The organism is Pseudomonas sp. LG1D9, assembly GCF_002949995.1.
Lineage (GTDB): Bacteria > Pseudomonadota > Gammaproteobacteria > Pseudomonadales > Pseudomonadaceae > Aquipseudomonas > Aquipseudomonas proteolytica.
On the sequence record NZ_CP026881.1, the window covers coordinates 5,785,114 to 5,801,432 of the forward strand.

Here is a 16,319-nt window from a genome sequence, read left to right on the forward strand (position 1 = left end):
AGGGCGGGCGCCAAAACCCATCTGATCCGCTTTTTATCGATTTACCTGAGTCTGTTATGCAAACAGATCGCGGCCCATAGTTCATCCGCCTGATGGAGGCTGATGAGCGAAAGACCATGAGCGATAGAATCCCCGTCCGATTAGTAGAACATTTCGAGCCTGCACATCCAAAGAAGATGAAGGCCAAATCCAGCGACAACCTGATCCACACCCGCAGTTTCACCGGCCTGTTCCGCACCTTGCGCATCAGTGGCGCAGGCTTTTTGTTCCTGGCGTTCTTTGGCACCGTGTGGCTGAACTGGGACTCACGCCAGGCAGTGTTATGGGACCTGGCGGAAAGTAAGTTCCATATTTTTGGCGCGACCTTCTGGCCCCAGGATTTCATCCTGTTGTCGGCGTTGTTGATCATCTGTGCCTTCGGGCTGTTTGCGATCACCGTCTTTGCCGGCCGCATCTGGTGTGGCTATACCTGCCCGCAAAGCTCGTTTACCTGGCTGTTCATGTGGTGCGAGAAAGTCACCGAAGGCGAGCGTAACCAGCGGATCAAGCTACAGGCTGCGCCCTGGGGCGTGAACAAGCTGGCGCGCCGTGCGGCCAAGCACACGCTGTGGCTGGCGATCAGCGTGCTGACCGGTTTGACCTTTGTCGGCTACTTCACCCCGATCCGGCCGTTGGCCGAAGAACTGCTGACCTGGCAGATGGGCGGCGTCAGCCTGTTCTGGGTGCTGTTCTTTACTGGCGCCACCTACATCAATGCCGGCTGGCTGCGTGAAGCGGTATGCATGCATATGTGCCCGTATGCACGGTTCCAGAGCGTGATGTTCGACAAGGACACCCTGACCATTTCCTACGACGCCGCCCGTGGCGAAAGCCGTGGCCCGCGCAAACGTGATGTGAACCCGGCCGACGTCGGCCTGGGCGACTGCATCGACTGCCACTTGTGCGTACAGGTTTGCCCCACCGGCATCGATATCCGCGACGGCCTGCAGATGGAATGCATCGGCTGCGCAGCCTGCATCGACGCCTGTGATTCGATCATGGACAAGATGGGCTATGCGCGGGGCTTGGTGAGCTACACCTCCGAGCATCAGATGCAGGGCGGCAAGACCCACCTGCTGCGACCGCGATTGATCGGCTACAGTGCGGTGCTGCTGGTGATGATCGCTGCGTTGGTGATGGCGCTGGTGCAGCGGCCAATGGTGTCGCTGGACGTGACCAAGGACCGTGGGATGTTCCGGGAAAACAGCCAGGGGCTGATCGAGAACATCTACAGCCTGAAGATCATCAACAAGACCCAACAGCGCCAGGATTACCGCGTGGAGCTGCTGGATGGCGAGGGCTTCGAGCTGCAGGGCAAGACCGAGGTCAGCCTGGCGCCTGGGGAAATCACCGACTTGCCGGTGTCTGTGGCGTTGACCCGTGACAAACCGACCAGTAGCTCGCAAACCATCCGCTTCAAGGTGACGGATAAGGATGAGCCAAGTGTTTATAGTGTCGCCGACAGCCGTTTTGTGGCGCCGCTGAACCGCTGACACACGCAACCTCCCTTGTAGGAGCGGGCTTGCCCGCGATAGCGGTGCGTCAGCTGCTACTGACACACCGTAATCGCGGGCAAGCCCGCTCCCACACTTTGACCTGTGTAGACCTAGGATCACGATGAAACGCTACGAGAAATTTGCCGACGACATCGCTGAACTGATCCGCTCCGGCGTCCTCGGCCCCGGCCAGCGTGTGCCGTCGGTGCGCTATGCCAGCCAAACGTATGGCGTCAGCCCATCCACGGTGTTCCAGGCCTATTACCTGCTGGAGCGCCGTGGCCTGATCCGTGCGCGCCCGCGCTCCGGGTATTTCGTCAATACCCATGCCCCCAGCCCGTTCTCCGAGCCTGCGGTCAGCGCCCATGTGCACGAGTCCACTGAGGTGGACGTCAGCGAGCTGGTGTTCTCGGTACTCGATTCGATCAAGGACCCGCAGACCGTACCGTTTGGCTCGGCCTTCCCCAGCCCGATGCTGTTCCCCCTGCAACGCCTGGCCCGCTCCCTGGCCAGCGCCAGTCGCGAGATGGATCCGCGCATGGTGGTCACCGACATGTCGCCGGGCAACCCGCAACTACGCCGGCAAATTGCCCTGCGCTACATGGTCGGCGGCTTGATGCTGCCCATGGAGGAGTTGCTGATCACCAACGGCGCCCTCGAAGCGCTGAACCTGTGCCTGCAGGCGGTGACCGAGCCGGGAGACCTGGTGGCCATCGAGGCCCCGGCGTTTTATGCCTGCCTGCAAGTGCTCGAGCGCTTGAAACTCAAGGCCGTGGAAATCCCCGTGCACCCGCGCGATGGCATCGACCTCCAAGTGCTGGCCCAGACCCTGGAGCGCTACCCGATCAAGGCCTGCTGGTGCATGACCAGTTTCCAGAACCCCATGGGGGCAACCATGCCCGAGGCCAAGAAGCAGGCGTTGGTTGAGTTGTTGCGCGGGCATCAGGTGCCGCTGATCGAGGACGACGTGTACGCCGAGTTGTATTACGGCCAGCAGGCGCCCAAGCCCGCCAAGGCCTTCGACACCGAAGGCCTGGTGATGCACTGCGGTTCCTTCGCCAAGAGCCTGGCCCCTGGCTATCGCGTAGGCTGGGTGGCAGCCGGCCGCTATGCGCAAAAGATCGAACGCCTGAAGCTGATGACCTCGCTTTGTGCCTCGATGCCCGCCCAGGCGGCGATTGCCGATTACCTGCAACACGGCGGCTACGACCGGCACCTGCGTAAATTGCGCTATGCCCTGGAAGAGCAGCAAAGTGCCATGCTCGCCGCCATCGGCCGCTACTTTCCGGCGCAAACCCGGGTCAGCCAACCGGCCGGCGGCTATTTCCTGTGGCTGGAACTGCCAGAACAGACCGACTCGTTGAAACTGTTCCAGATGGCCTTGGCCCAAGGTATCAGCATCGCGCCGGGGCCGATTTTTTCGCCGACCCAACGCTTTCGTAACTGCATTCGCTTGAACTACGGCAGCCCCTGGGATGAGGCGGCGGAAAAGGCCATGGAAACGTTGGGGCGCATTGTGCGTTCGTTTTAAGGGCTGCGCTTGAAAGGGAACCAAACACTGAAACGTGCCACGTAGGAGGGTCCATTTTCTCCATTGCTCAGGAAACGTTTGATGCGAGGTGTGCTGCCATCCTTATTCCATCTTCCGCTCCCACCCAACTACATGCGGGTGGCCGAACGGCGCGAAGTTCGCCAGTTGAACGGGCCAGCCGGGCGCCCGGCGGGTGACCATCGTTCGGCAGAAAGGATTATCGAACAGAGCCCGGTGCTCAGGGACTTCCTTGAAGGCAATGATCGCTTTCAGGTCGATGTGGACCTCAAGCGCCATCTGGGGGATTGGACACAGTCCAACACAGACCGCGAGGCCCGCGCCGATGCGACCTACAACCTGGATAAAGTGCTGCGCTTCATTGATAACCTGGACGAAGACAAGCTCAAGGGCAGCGAGGAACGTAATGGCAAGATCGACGGGTTTTCCGACTTGGGCGTCACCATCCTGCATGACTCGGAGGCAGACCGCCTGGACCAGTTTGCGCGTCGGGGGTATCAGGCGTTAGGCACTTTCTGACACGGGTTCGTGTTGGTGGCTGGCAGAACGTGGTGAGGCTATTGGGGCGGCTTCGCCACCCAACACGGGGCAAGCCCGCTCGCCACAGTAAATTCCTAGCTGCCGCAACGCCCCCCCTGTGGCGAGGGGGCTCGTCCCCCGTTGGGCTGCGCCAGCAGCCCCAAAACCAGCCACCTCGGTATATCTGGCACAACGTGGTGAGGCGATTGGGGTGGCTTCGCCACCCAGCGCGGGCGATGCGGCGTTCCGACAAGCCCGCTCGCCACGAAAAGCCAGGGAGCCCCGCCCCTTTGTGAGGGGGCTCTCAGCACCCAGGCAGGATCAACGCCCGCCGCCAAGATCCAGAAATGTCCCGGTGGTGTACGAGGCCTTGTCCGATAACAACCAGACAATCGCTTCCGCCACTTCATCAGGGCGCCCGCCACGGGCCATGGGAATGCCCGGCTCAAGCTTGCTGACCCGGTCCGGGTCGCCGCTCAAGGCGTGGAATTCAGTGAAGATATAACCCGGGCGCACCGCGTTGACCCGGATCCCCTCGCCCGCCACTTCCTTGGACAAGCCAATGGTAAAGGTGTCCAGCGCGCCCTTGGACGCCGCGTAGTCCACGTACTCACCGGGCGAGCCCAGGCGTGCCGCCACCGAGGACACATTGACGATGCTACCGCCCTGCCCGCCGTGCTTGGGCGACATGCGCAGCAATGCATGCTTGGCGCACAGAATCGGGCCCAGCACGTTGGTCTTGAGGATTTTCAGGATGCGGAACTCGGACATTTCGTCGACCCGCGACTTGTGGCCGACAGTGCCGGCGTTGTTGACCAGCGCGGTGACGCGACCCAATTCGGTGTCGACACGGTTGAACAGGCTGATCACTTCGTCTTCGATGCTCACGTCGGCGCGCACCGCGATGGCCTGGGCGCCGAGTGCGCGGACCTGCTCCAGCACACGCAGGGCGGCTTCTTCGTCAGACTGGAAATTGATGCAGATGCGATAGCCCTGCCGGGCCGCCAGCAAGGCCGTGGCGGCCCCGATCCCACGACTGCCACCGGTAATGATGACGACTTTGTCCATGTGTACTGACTCCCCATTCAACCCAGGCTGTTGGATCCAAGAATACCTGTGCCTGCCAGGTTTTGCATGGACCGGGGTCAATTGATCTCAGGGTTGGGTAAACGGCGGCCGGGTCAGTTGTTCCTTGGCCACGATAGCGCTCATAAATGTATCCGGCGGCAGCGGGTGGCCCAGGTGATAGCCTTGCAACGAGTCGCAGCCCAGACGCGTGAGGAAATCCTGCTGCATGTCGGTCTCCACCCCTTCGGCGACGATGCGCAGGCCGAGGGCCTGGCCCAGGGCGACAATCGCCGAGACGATGGCGGCATCGTCGCTGTCATGCTCCAGGTCCCGTACAAAACCGCGGTCGATCTTCAGTTCGTTGGCCGGCAGGCGCTTGAGGTACATCAGGCTGGAATAACCGGTGCCAAAGTCGTCGATTGACAGGTCAACGCCCATTTCCGAGAGTTTCTGCAGCACCGTCATGCTGGCATCGGCATCGCTCATGGCGGTGGTTTCGGTGATTTCCAGGGTCAGGCTGTTGGCCGGCAACTGGTGACGCTGCAGGGCGTTGGCCACACTGGTGACCAGCCCGGCATGGCAGAACTGCAGGGCCGACAGGTTGACCGCGATACGCCAGTCCCGATACCCCTGGGCAAACCACACCTGCATTTGCCGGCACGCTTCGTTGAGCACCCAGTCGCCGATGGCAATGATCACCCCGGTCTTTTCCGCCAGCTCGATAAACTTGTCCGGCAGCAACAAGCCATGTTGTGGATGCTCCCAGCGCAATAGCGCCTCGGCGCCGACAGCGCGGCCGCTGAGGGCGTCGAACTTGGGTTGGTAGTACAGGCGCAACTGCTGTTGGTCCACCGCATTGCGCAAATCCTGCAACAGTTGCAGTTGCCGGCGCGCGTTGGTGTTCATTGACACATCGAAAAAGCTGTAGCCGTTCTTGCCCATGCTCTTGGCGTGATACATCGCCGCATCGGCATTCATCAACAGTTCCTGGGGCGTTGCTCCGTTGCCGGGGAACAGGGCGATACCGACGCTCGCGGAAATATTCAGGTCATGCTCCGCTACTCGGAATGACTTGTTAATCAGGCCTACCTGGCGTTCGGCCAGGCGCAGGGCATCGTCGGGCTGGCTCAACTGCACCAGTAACACGAATTCATCGCCACCGATCCGGGCCAGGGTGTCCTGGCTGCGCAGGTCTTCACGCAGGCGCAGGCCCACTTCGCGTAGCAATTGGTCACCCATATGATGGCCAAAGGCATCGTTGACCGGTTTGAAGCCGTCCAGGTCGATAAACATCAGGGCAAAACAGCCGCCCTGCTCCGCCACCAACTGCATAGCCTGCTGAATGCGATCGGCCAACAGCGTACGGTTTGGCAAGCCGGTGAGTGTGTCGTGCAAGGCCAAGTGGGTGAGTTCCTGGTTGGCCAGGGACAGGGAATCGGCCAGCACGGCGGTACGGGCTTCCAGGCGCGCATCAAGCAACGAGGTCAACAGCGCAATGGCCAGCACCGCCAGGGTGGTCACCAGTACCAGGTTATCCAGGCCGCTGCCGCTCAGGCCATCCACCGACGCCCCGCAAAAGCTGCCATCGGCAAAACGGGCGGCGGCCATGCCGGTGTAATGCATGCCGACGATGGCCACGCCCATCACCACCGCTGCCCCACCCCGCGCCAGGCGTACATAGGGGGTATTGCGCCGCAGGTTGAAGGCAATCCACAGGGCGGCGGCCGAAGCGCCGACGGCGATCAGCAGTGAGGCAGCGAACAAGGTGGGGTCGTAGTCGATCCCCGGGGTCATGCGCATGGCGGCCATGCCAGTGTAGTGCATGGCGCTGATGCCCGCGCCCATGATCAAGGCGCCAAAGCCCAGCTGCCAGGCCGGCAAGCGCGGCTGATTGACCAGCCAGAGGGCAAAGCCGCTGGAGAGCATGGCGATCAGCAGCGACAGCGCGGTAATGCCAATGTCGTAGCCCAGGGTGATGGGCAGGCTAAACGCCAACATCCCGATAAAATGCATCGACCATACGCCACAGCCCATGGCCAGTGCCCCGCCGGCCATCCACAGGTACACCGCCCGCCCCTTGGCCGTGGCAATGCGGCCGGTCAAGTCAAGGGCGGTATAGGAAGCGAGGATCGCCACCAGTAGGGAAATCAGGACCAGTGCGGGGGAATAACTGCCGGTAAGCATGGGGCTTCTCTAGGGATGACAGTGCGAGCGGCATCCATGCCGGGAAAGGCCGAGGATTGTAGCGAGAATAATTCTTGTATAGGTGAAATATTGTCACAAGGCCATCACCTGAAATCGCCCCTTGACGAACAGCCTTCCCTGTGGCGAGCGGGCTTGTCGGAACGCCGCATCGCCCGCGCTGGGTGGCGAAGCCGCCCCAATAGCCTTACCAACTGCTGTCAGAGATACCGATTACTCTTCGCGTGGCTGCATCTGACCGTCCCATCCGCCGCCCAACGCGGCGATCAGTTGCACGCTGGCAACCAGCCGGGTTTGCAGCAAGGTCAGCACGGTGCGTTCGTTGCTCAATGCCGTGGCCTGCACGTTAACCACGTCCAGGTAGGCGATCAGGCCCGCCTTGTACTGGTTCTGGGTCAGGCGCAGGGATTCGCGGGCAGATTCCAGGGCTTCGTTGCTCACACCCGCCTCGTCTTCCAGGACCTTGAGCTGGACCATGTAGTTTTCCACCTCGCGGAAACCGTCGAGCACGGTCTGGCGGTACTTGGCCACGGTTTCGTCGTAGGACGCTTCGGCGCGGTCAACTTCCGCCGAGCGTTGCCCGCCGTCGAACAGGGTCATCGCCAGTTTCGGCCCCACCGACCAGAAACGGTTAGGCAGGCTGATCCAGTCGGCGTAGGTGCTGCTGGAATAACCACCAGCCAGGCTCAGGGTCAGGTCGGGGTAGTAGGCGGTTTTCGCCACGCCAATATTGGCATTGGCGGCGATCACCGCCCGTTCGGCCGAGGCGATGTCTGGGCGGCGCTCCAGCAATTGTGATGGCAGGTTGGCAGGGATCTGCGGCAAGGCGGGAATATCCTTGCTCACCGCCAGGTTGAAGGTGGCCGGGGCTTCGCCGATCAGTACGGCGATGGCGTTTTCCAGCTGTGCGCGCTGCCAGATCAGGTCGATCATGCTGGCCTGGGTGCTTTTGAGCTGGGTCTGCGCCTGGGCCACGGCGTCTTTGCCGGAGACACCGGCGCGATACTGGTTTTCAGTCATTTGCAGCGAGCGCTGGTAGGTCTCGACGGTGCTTTGCAGCAAGCGGGTCTGTTCGTCCATGACCCGCAGTTGCAGGTAGTTCTGCACCAACTCCGACTGCTGGCTCAAGCGCATGGCGGCCAGGTCTGCGGCGCTGGCTTGCTCGCTGGCGTTGCTGGCTTCCAGGCCACGGCGCAACTTGCCCCAGATATCCGCTTCCCAACTGACACCCAACTGGGTGTTGAGGGTGTCGCGGATACCGCTGCTGGAGCTGCTCAGGCTTGCATTGCTGCTGCCGGTGCCCTGGCTGGCGCGGGTTTTACCGGCGCTCAGGTCGACCGTGGGAAAAAAGGCGCCACGGGAACTGCGCGCAGTGGCCTGGGCCTGACGGTAGCGAGCTTCGGCCTGGGCCACGGTCTGGTTGGCGTTGTTGAGCTTGTCCACCAGGTTGTTGAGTTGCTGGTCGCCATACAACTCCCACCAGGCGCCACGGGCCAGGGCATCGCTGGGCGCCGCCTGGCGCCAGCCCTGGGCTTCTTTGTACTGCGCCGGCTCAGCCACTTGCGGGCGCTGGTAATCCGGGCCGATGGCGCAAGCGCTGAGCAATACGGCGCAAAACACGGTAGGCGCGAGCTTGCTCGCGAAAAACCTGAGGCCCCGGCGGTGAGTCAGGTGCCCCGCGTCATGGTTGGCGTTTTTCGCTGGCAAGCCAGCGCCTACAGGGAGGTGCGTTGCGGTCATAACGGAGTGTCCAGGGCAGCGTCGGTACGCACCCCGCGCCAACCGTTGAAACGGTGGCGCAGGCGGTCGAGATAGAGGTAAACCACCGGGGTGGTGTAAAGGGTCAGGATCTGGCTGAACACCAGCCCGCCGATAATCGTCAGGCCCAGGGGCTGGCGCATTTCCGCGCCTTCGGCGGTGCTCAGCAGCAAAGGCAAGGCACCGAGGATTGCCGCCAGGGTAGTCATCAGGATCGGTCGCAAGCGCAGCAGGCAGGCGCTGCGAATCGATTCCAGGGGCTGCATGCCTTCCTTGCGCTCCAGTTGCAGCGCCAGGTCGATCATCAGGATCGCGTTTTTCTTCACCACGCCGATCAGCAGGAACAGGCCCAGCAACGAGATCAGGCTGAACTCGCCGCCCAGCACGTAGATCGACAACAGCGCACCAACCCCGGCCGACGGCAAGGTCGAAAGGATGGTCAGTGGGTGGATGTAGCTCTCATACAAAATCCCCAGCACCAGATACACCGCCACCAACGCGCCGAGAATCATGAACGGCTGGCTTTTCTGAGTGGCGGCAAAGGCATCGGCGGTGCCCGCCATCTTGGCGATGACGTCTTCGGGCAAGCCGACCTTGGCAATCGCCCGCTCGATAGCGGCCGTGCCCTGCTCCACCGTGACCCCGGGGGCCATGTCGAAGGCAATGTCTTCGGAAGCGAACTGCCCTTCGTGGCTGACACGGTCGTCGGCCAGGCTGTTTTCGTAGTGGGCGATGGTCGACAGCGGGATTCGCGCGCCATCGGCGGTAATCACTTGCACCTGATTGAGGGTGATCGGGTCCTGGGCGTATTTTGGATTGACCTCCATCACCACCCGGTACTGGTTGAGGCTGTCATAGATGGTGGAAATCTGCCGCTGGCTGTAGGCGTTGTTCAGCACCGAGGTGACCATGTTCATGTCGACGCCCAGGCGCTTGGCCTGATCGCGGTCGACAATCAACGTCACCTGCTGCGCGCCACGGCCTTCGCGGGCGTCGATCGCGGTCAGTTCCGGCAGCTCACGCAGCGCGGCGACCACTTTCGGGTACCACAGGCGCAAGGCGGCCAGGTCGCCACTTTGCAGGATGTAGGAGTACTGCGAGGACGTCTGGTCGCGGCCGCCGCCAAATTGCAGGTCCTGGTCGGCCATCAGCATCAAGCGACCACCCGGTACCAGCGGCACTTCTTTACGCAGGCGCTCGATCACTGCCTGGGCCGACAGCTTGCGTTCTTTGATCGGCTTGAGCCGCACCAGCATCACCGCGTTGTTGGTGCCGTTGCTGCCACCGATAAAGCCGGCCACGCTCTCCACTGCCGGGTCTTGCAACACAGCCTTGCGGAAAATCTCCATCTTCGGCTGCATGACGCTAAATGACAGGCCGTCATCGCCGCGCACAAAACCGATCAGTTGCCCGGTGTCCTGTTGCGGCATAAAGGTTTTGGGGACCACCACATACAGCGCGATATTCACGCCAATGGTCACCAGCAGGCTGAGCAGGGTCAGGCGTTTGTGCCGCAGCACCCAGTCCAGGCTGCGGGCATAACCCGCCACCATATGGTCGTTGACCTTCTGGCTCCAGCGCTGCAAGCCGGTCTGCTGCCCTTTGACATGGGGCTTGAGCCAGCGCGCGCAGAGCATCGGCGTCAGGGTCAGGGAGACCACCAGCGAAACGATGATCGCCGCCGCCAGGGTGATGGAGAATTCACGGAACAGGCTGGTGACAATCCCGCCCATAAACAGGATCGACAGGAATACCGCCACCAGCGACACGTTCATCGACAGCAGGGTAAAACCGACCTCCTTGGCCCCAAGATACGCCGCCTTCATCGGCGCGATACCGTCGTCGATATGCCGCGAGATGTTCTCCAGCACCACGATGGCATCGTCCACCACCAGGCCAGTGGCCAGGATCAGGGCCATCAGCGACAGGTTGTTCAGGGAAAACCCGTACAGGTACATGATCGCAAAGGTGCCCACCAGCGACACCGGCACCGCCAGGGTCGGGATCAGCGAGGCGCGGAAGTTGCCGAGGAACAGGTACACCACCAGGATCACCAGGGCCACGGCAATCAGCAGGGTCATTTCCGCCTCATGCAGGGTGGCGGTGATCACCGGCGAGCGGTCCATGGCCAGGTTGAGCTTGACGCTGGACGGCAGCACCGCCTGCAGCGCCGGCAACTGCGCCTTGATCTGCTTGACGGTCTCGATGATGTTGGCGCCGGACTGGCGGTTGATCACCAGCAACACCGCCGAATCATTGTTGAAGAAACCACTGTTGTAGCGGTCCTCGACGCCATCGCTGATCTTCGCCACATCGCTCAGGCGCAACGCGGCGCCGTCCTGGTAGCGGATCAGCAGCGGCTCATAGTCCTTGGCCTTTTCCAACTGGTCGTTGGCCTGGATCTGCCAGTTACGCTCGCCGTCTTCCACCGAGCCCTTGGGCCGGCGCACGTTGGCATTGGCAATGGTGTCGCGCACTTCATCCAGGGACACGCCGTACTGGTCGAGAGCCTTGGGTTCGAGCTCGATGCGCACCGCCGGCAGGGAACTGCCGCCGATCTGCACTTCACCCACACCCGGTACCTGGGACAGGCTTTGGGAGAGGATGGTCGAGGCCAGGTCATACAACTGGCCCTTGGGCAACACGTCCGAGGTCAGCGACAGCACCATGATCGGCGCCTGGGACGGGTTGATCTTGCGGTAGGTGGGCATGCTGCGCATGCCGCTGGGCAACAGGTTGCGCGAGGCGTTGATCGCCGCCTGCACTTCCCGCGCCGCGCCGTTGATATCGCGGTCGGAGTCAAAGGCCAGGATCACCCGGGTCGAGCCCTGGCTCGACGAACTGCTCAGGGTGGTGACCCCGGCAATCGCGCCGAAGGAACGCTCCAGGGGCGTAGCCACGGTAGACGCCATCACTTCCGGGCTGGCGCCAGGCAGGCTGGCGGAGACCACAATCACCGGGAAGTCGATCTGTGGCAGCGGCGACACCGGCAACAGGCTGAAACTGACACCGCCCAGCAACATGATCGCCAGGCTCAGCAGCATGGTGGCTACCGGCCGGCGAATAAAAGGTCCGGACAGGTTCATGGCTCAACCGGCTCCAGCGCTTCGGGGGTCTTGCGCCAGCGACGGCCCAGGCGGTCGAAGTACAGGTAGATCACCGGGGTAGTGAACAGCGTAAGGATCTGGCTCAACAGCAAGCCGCCGACCATCACTAGGCCCAGGGGCTGGCGCAGTTCGGCGCCGGAGCCGGTGGCCAGCATCAGGGGCACCGCACCGAACAGCGCCGCCAGGGTGGTCATCAGGATTGGCCGGAAGCGCAGCAGCGCCGCCTGGTAGATCGCGGTCTGCGGGTCCAGGCCCTGGTTGCGTTCGGCGTCGAGGGCGAAGTCGATCATCATGATCGCGTTCTTCTTCACGATGCCGATCAGCAAAATGATGCCGATAATCGCGATCATCCCCAGGTCGTTGCCCGTGAGCAGCAGCGCCAACAGGGCCCCCACCGCTGCCGATGGCAGGGTCGAGAGAATGGTGATCGGGTGGATGTAGCTCTCGTACAACACGCCGAGCACGATGTACATGGTGACCACCGCCGCCAGGATCAGCAGCAAGGTGCTCGACAGCGAGGCCTCGAACGCCTGGGCGGCGCCCTGGAACTGGGTCTGCACGCCGACCGGCATGCCAATGTCCTTCTGCACCTGGTTGATCAGCTCCACACCTTTGCCCAGGGCCACGCCGGGTGCCAGGTTGAACGACATCATCACCGCCGGGAACTGGCCGATATGGGTAATCGCCAACTGGGCCTGGCGCTGCTCGATGCGGGCCAGGCTCGATAGGCGCACCTGGCCGCCGTCGGTGGTTTTCACATGGATCTGGTTCAGCGCATCCGGCCCCAGGGTTTCGCCGGACTGGGCCTGCAGCACCACGCGGTACTGGCTGGCCTGGGTGTAGATCGTGGAAATCTGCCGTTGGCCAAAGGCGTCATACAGGGCGTCGGTGATATTGGCCACCGACACGCCCAGGCGCGAGGCGGCATCGCGGTCGATCACCATGTACACCTGCAAGCCCTTGTCCTGCAGGTCGCTGGCGACATCGGTGAGTTCCGGATACTGGCTCAGGGCCTGTACCAGCTTGCCGCTCCACAGTGCCAACAGGTCGGCGTCCGGGGAGGACATGCTGAACTGGTACTGGGTACGACTGACGCGGTCCTCGATGGTCAGGTCCTGCACCGGCTGCATGAACAGGCGGATGCCCACCAGCTTGTCCAGCGTCGGCTGCAGGCGCGCAATCACCTCGACAGCGCTCAAGTCCCGCTCTTTATGGGGCTTGAGGTTGATCAGCAGGCGGCCACTGTTGAGGGTGGCGTTATCGCCATCTACCCCAATGTAGGACGACAGGCTTTCCACCGCCGGATCTTCGAGGATGATCTTCGCCAGTTCTTGCTGGCGCTGGCTCATGGCAGCAAAGGAAATCGACTGCGGCGCCTCGGAAATGCCCTGGATCACCCCGGTGTCCTGTACCGGGAAGAAGCCCTTGGGCACCACCAGGTACAGCACCACCGTCAGGCCCAGGGTGGCGATGGCCACCAGCAGGGTCAGCGGTTGGTGCTTGAGCACCCATTGCAGCTTGCGCCCGTAGGCAGCCACCAGCCAGTCGATCCAGGCGCCGCTGGCCTTGTAGAAGCGGCCCTGTTCTTCTTCCTTGGGTTCGCGCTTGAGCAGCCGCGCGCACATCATCGGCGTCAGGGTCAGGGACACCACCAGGGAAATCAGGATCGCCACCGCCAGGGTGATGGCAAATTCGCGGAACAGCCGCCCGACCACATCGGCCATGAACAGCAGCGGGATCAATACCGCAATCAGCGACAGGGTCAGGGAAACCAGGGTGAAGCCGATCTGCTTGGCGCCCTTGAGCGCCGCGGCCATCGGTGTCTCGCCTTCCTCGATGTAACGGGAAATGTTCTCCAGCATCACGATGGCATCGTCCACCACGAACCCGGTGGCGATGGTCAGGGCCATCAGGGTCAGGTTGTTGATGGAGAAACCGGCCAGGTACATCACGCCAAAGGTGCCGATCAGGGACAACGGCACGGCAATCGACGGGATGATAGTGGCGCTGAAGCGACGCAGGAACAGGAACGTCACCATTACCACCAGGGCAATGGCGATCAGCAATTCATGCTGCACATCGGTGACCGAGGCGCGGATGGTCTGGGTGCGGTCGGTGAGCACCGTCACGTCGAGGCCCGCGGGCAGGTTGTCGGTGATGCTGGGCAGCAGCGCCTTGATCCGGTCCACCACCTCGATCACGTTGGCGCCCGGCTGGCGCTGGATATTGAGCAGCACCGCCTGGTTTTCATTGGCCCAGGCGGCAAGGCGTTCGTTCTCGGCGCCATCGACGATCTGCGCGACGTCCTTGAGGCGCAGCGGCGCACCGTTGCTGTAGGCCAGGATCAGTTCGGCGTACTGCTCGGGCGATACCAACTGGTCGTTGGCGTCGAGCATCGACACCCGGGTCGGGCCGTCGAAGTTACCCTTGGGCTGGTTGACGTTGGAGGCGGCAATCAGGCTGCGCACGTCCGCCAGGTTCAAGCCGTTGGCGGCCAGGGCCTCGGGGTTGACTTTGATCCGCACGGCCTGGCGCTGGCCGCCGGCGATGCTGACCATGCCCACACCGCTGATCTGCGCGATTTTTTGCGCCATGCGCGTATCGACCAGGTCATTGAGCTTGGGCAACAGCATGGTCTTGGAAGTAATGGCCAGGGTCAGCACCGGGGTATCGGCCGGGTTGACCTTGTTGTACACCGGGGGCGCCGGCAGGTCCGAAGGCAGCAGGTTGCTGGCCGCGTTGATCGCCGCCTGCACCTGTTGCTCGGCGACGTCCATGTTGACGTCGAGGTTGAAGCGCAGGGTCAACACCGAGGCCCCACCGGAACTGGTCGAGGCCATCTGCGTCAGGCCGGGCATTTGCCCGAACTGGCGCTCCAGGGGCGCAGTGACCGCGCTGGTCATCACATCCGGGCTGGCGCCGGGGTACAGGGTCATGACGCGGATGGTCGGGTAATCCACCTGGGGCAAGGCTGACACCGGCATCAAGCGATAGGCGATCAGGCCAGCCAGGACAATGGCCAGCATGCTCAGGGTGGTGGCGACGGGCCTGAGGATGAACAGCCGTGACAGGTTCATGCGCCGGCCTTTTGCGCCTTGCCGGCATCCGCCGCCGGGCTGCTTTCGCCTTGTGCCGCGGGCTTGCCCTGCAAATGTTCAGTGGGTGTGGTTGGCACCTGGTTGCTGTCGTTGACCACTTCGACGTCGGTGCCGTCCTTCAAGCGATCGGTGCCTTCGAGTACCACGCGATCGCCGGCAGCCAGGCCTTCCTTGACCACGGTGTTCTGGCCATCGGTATCACCAATGACCAGGGTGCGGATCTTGACCTTCTTGTCAGCGTCCAGGGCATAGACGAAGGTGCCGTTGGTGCCGAACTGGATCGCCGCCGATGGCACCAACACCACGTTTTTCAGGGTGTCGGCCAACAGGCGCACGTTGACGAACTGATTGGGGAACAGCACCTGGTCCTGGTTATCGAAACGGGCCTTGAATTTCAGGGTGCCGGTGGCGACATCGATCTGGTTGTCCAGGCTCTGCAACACGCCGGTGGCCTGTAGCTGCAGATCGCCACGGTCCCAGGCCTGCACCGGCAGCTTGTTGCCGGTACGGTAGCGGGCCAGCACGGTTTGCAGGCTGTTCTCCGGCAAGGTGAAGGCCACGCTGATCGGTTGGGTCTGGGTGATGATTGCCAGGGCGGTGGTGTCGTTGGCCGCCACCAGGTTGCCGACGTCCAGTTGGCGCAGGCCGACACGGCCGGAGATCGGCGCGCGGATCTGGGTGAATTCAAGGTTGAGCTTGGCGTCATCCACCGCACCCTGGTTGGTCTTGACCGTACCCTGGTATTGCAGGACCAGCGCGGCGGCGGTGTCCAGGGTCTGCTTGGCGATACTGTCTTGTTCATACAGGCCGCGATAACGCTCAAGGTCAACCTGGGCGTTTTTCAGTTGGGCCTGGTTTTGCAGAAGCGTGCCCTGGGCCTGGAGCAAGGCGTTCTGGTAGCTGCGCGGGTCGATTTGCGCCAGCAGGTCGCCGGCCTTGACCATCTGCCCTTCTTCAAAGGCGATCTTCACCAGTTCTCCCCCGACCCGGCTGCGCACATTGATGGTGTTCAGCGCCGTCACAGTGCCAAGCGCCTTGTAGTACACCGGGAAGTCCCCAGTGACCGCAGGTGCAACACGCACCGGCACCGCAGCGCCGGAGCCGCCGAAGCCGGGACGCATCATCCCCGTCTTGCTGGTCCTGGCTGCCGGGGCCTCTTTCTGGGCGGAGCCTGCCGGCCAGAACTTCCAGCACAGGCCGGCAATCACCAACAGGACAAGCAAGCCAAACAGCCAGCGGCGGGAACTACGGGGAGACGATTGCATGGATTGATCAACCATTGGATGCGAGGGCTTCTTCTTTGGGAGGCTGAAAGATAAGCACTGGGGCGCGTTTAGAAAAGCGCCTTTACCGGCTATTTACCTTCGGGCTTACAAACATTTACTTTTCGAGGTGAAACATCAGCAATTTGGGCTAAACCGCTGAAGCACAAATGAAAACGGCCTGGACTAGGCCAGGCCGCAAGCATGCATCATACGTGTTA

General features: G+C 62.3%; 9 protein-coding genes. 3 read left to right on the forward strand and 6 right to left on the reverse strand.

Features of this window, described 5'->3' with window-relative positions:
- The first annotated feature begins 116 nt into the window (after nt 1–116).
- The 3 genes from ccoG (at nt 117) to C5F71_RS26590 (ending at nt 3,603) form a co-directional block, all read left to right on the forward strand.
- Nucleotides 117–1,532: a cytochrome c oxidase accessory protein CcoG gene (gene ccoG, locus C5F71_RS26580; RefSeq protein ID WP_104912413.1), complete on the forward strand. Its 1,416-nt coding sequence runs from the start codon at nt 117–119 to the stop codon at nt 1,530–1,532.
- A 124-nt stretch (nt 1,533–1,656) separates the two neighbouring features.
- Nucleotides 1,657–3,066 carry a GntR family transcriptional regulator MpaR gene (gene mapR, locus C5F71_RS26585; RefSeq protein ID WP_029291598.1) on the forward strand — a complete coding sequence of 470 codons (1,410 nt, stop codon included), beginning with the start codon at nt 1,657–1,659 and terminating at the stop codon, nt 3,064–3,066.
- An 81-nt stretch (nt 3,067–3,147) separates the two neighbouring features.
- Complete coding sequence (locus C5F71_RS26590; RefSeq protein ID WP_256588024.1) at nt 3,148–3,603, forward strand: hypothetical protein; 456 nt, start codon at nt 3,148–3,150, stop codon at nt 3,601–3,603.
- Nucleotides 3,604–3,924: 321 nt separating this feature from the next.
- Here C5F71_RS26590 and C5F71_RS26595 read toward each other — a convergent pair whose 3' ends face one another.
- The 6 genes from C5F71_RS26595 to C5F71_RS26620 all read right to left on the reverse strand — a co-directional run bounded on the left by C5F71_RS26595 (nt 3,925) and on the right by C5F71_RS26620 (nt 16,116).
- Complete coding sequence (locus tag C5F71_RS26595) at nt 3,925–4,671, reverse strand: SDR family oxidoreductase (RefSeq protein WP_029291594.1); 747 nt, start codon at nt 4,669–4,671, stop codon at nt 3,925–3,927.
- Between the two features lie 87 nt (nt 4,672–4,758).
- The gene (locus C5F71_RS26600; RefSeq protein ID WP_104912414.1) at nt 4,759–6,855 is read right to left on the reverse strand and encodes a bifunctional diguanylate cyclase/phosphodiesterase; all 2,097 of its coding nucleotides are present in this window, start codon (nt 6,853–6,855) and stop codon (nt 4,759–4,761) included.
- A gap of 231 nt (nt 6,856–7,086) precedes the next feature.
- Nucleotides 7,087–8,613 carry an efflux transporter outer membrane subunit gene (locus C5F71_RS26605; protein ID WP_256588025.1) on the reverse strand — a complete coding sequence of 509 codons (1,527 nt, stop codon included), beginning with the start codon at nt 8,611–8,613 and terminating at the stop codon, nt 7,087–7,089.
- Nucleotides 8,610–11,717, reverse strand: a complete 3,108-nt coding sequence (locus C5F71_RS26610) for an efflux RND transporter permease subunit (protein WP_029291587.1) — start codon at nt 11,715–11,717, stop codon at nt 8,610–8,612. Before C5F71_RS26610 ends, C5F71_RS26605 begins: the two co-directional genes overlap by 4 nt.
- Entirely contained in the window at nt 11,714–14,815 is a 3,102-nt protein-coding gene (locus C5F71_RS26615; protein WP_104912415.1) for an MdtB/MuxB family multidrug efflux RND transporter permease subunit, read from the reverse strand. The genes C5F71_RS26610 and C5F71_RS26615 overlap by 4 nt, the downstream gene beginning before the upstream one ends.
- Nucleotides 14,812–16,116, reverse strand: coding sequence for an MdtA/MuxA family multidrug efflux RND transporter periplasmic adaptor subunit (locus tag C5F71_RS26620; RefSeq protein ID WP_104912416.1), 1,305 nt, complete (start codon nt 16,114–16,116; stop codon nt 14,812–14,814). Before C5F71_RS26620 ends, C5F71_RS26615 begins: the two co-directional genes overlap by 4 nt.
- Nucleotides 16,117–16,319: the final 203 nt, after the last annotated feature.

Coding starts and splice junctions, on each gene's coding strand:
- ccoG (WP_104912413.1), top strand. CDS start 117: ATGAGCGATAGAATCCCCGTCCGATTAGTAGAACATTTCGAGCCTGCA.
- mapR (WP_029291598.1), top strand. CDS start 1,657: ATGAAACGCTACGAGAAATTTGCCGACGACATCGCTGAACTGATCCGC.
- C5F71_RS26590 (WP_256588024.1), top strand. CDS start 3,148: ATGCGAGGTGTGCTGCCATCCTTATTCCATCTTCCGCTCCCACCCAAC.
- C5F71_RS26595 (WP_029291594.1), bottom strand. CDS start 4,671: ATGGACAAAGTCGTCATCATTACCGGTGGCAGTCGTGGGATCGGGGCC.
- C5F71_RS26600 (WP_104912414.1), bottom strand. CDS start 6,855: ATGCTTACCGGCAGTTATTCCCCCGCACTGGTCCTGATTTCCCTACTG.
- C5F71_RS26605 (WP_256588025.1), bottom strand. CDS start 8,613: ATGACCGCAACGCACCTCCCTGTAGGCGCTGGCTTGCCAGCGAAAAAC.
- C5F71_RS26610 (WP_029291587.1), bottom strand. CDS start 11,717: ATGAACCTGTCCGGACCTTTTATTCGCCGGCCGGTAGCCACCATGCTG.
- C5F71_RS26615 (WP_104912415.1), bottom strand. CDS start 14,815: ATGAACCTGTCACGGCTGTTCATCCTCAGGCCCGTCGCCACCACCCTG.
- C5F71_RS26620 (WP_104912416.1), bottom strand. CDS start 16,116: ATGGTTGATCAATCCATGCAATCGTCTCCCCGTAGTTCCCGCCGCTGG.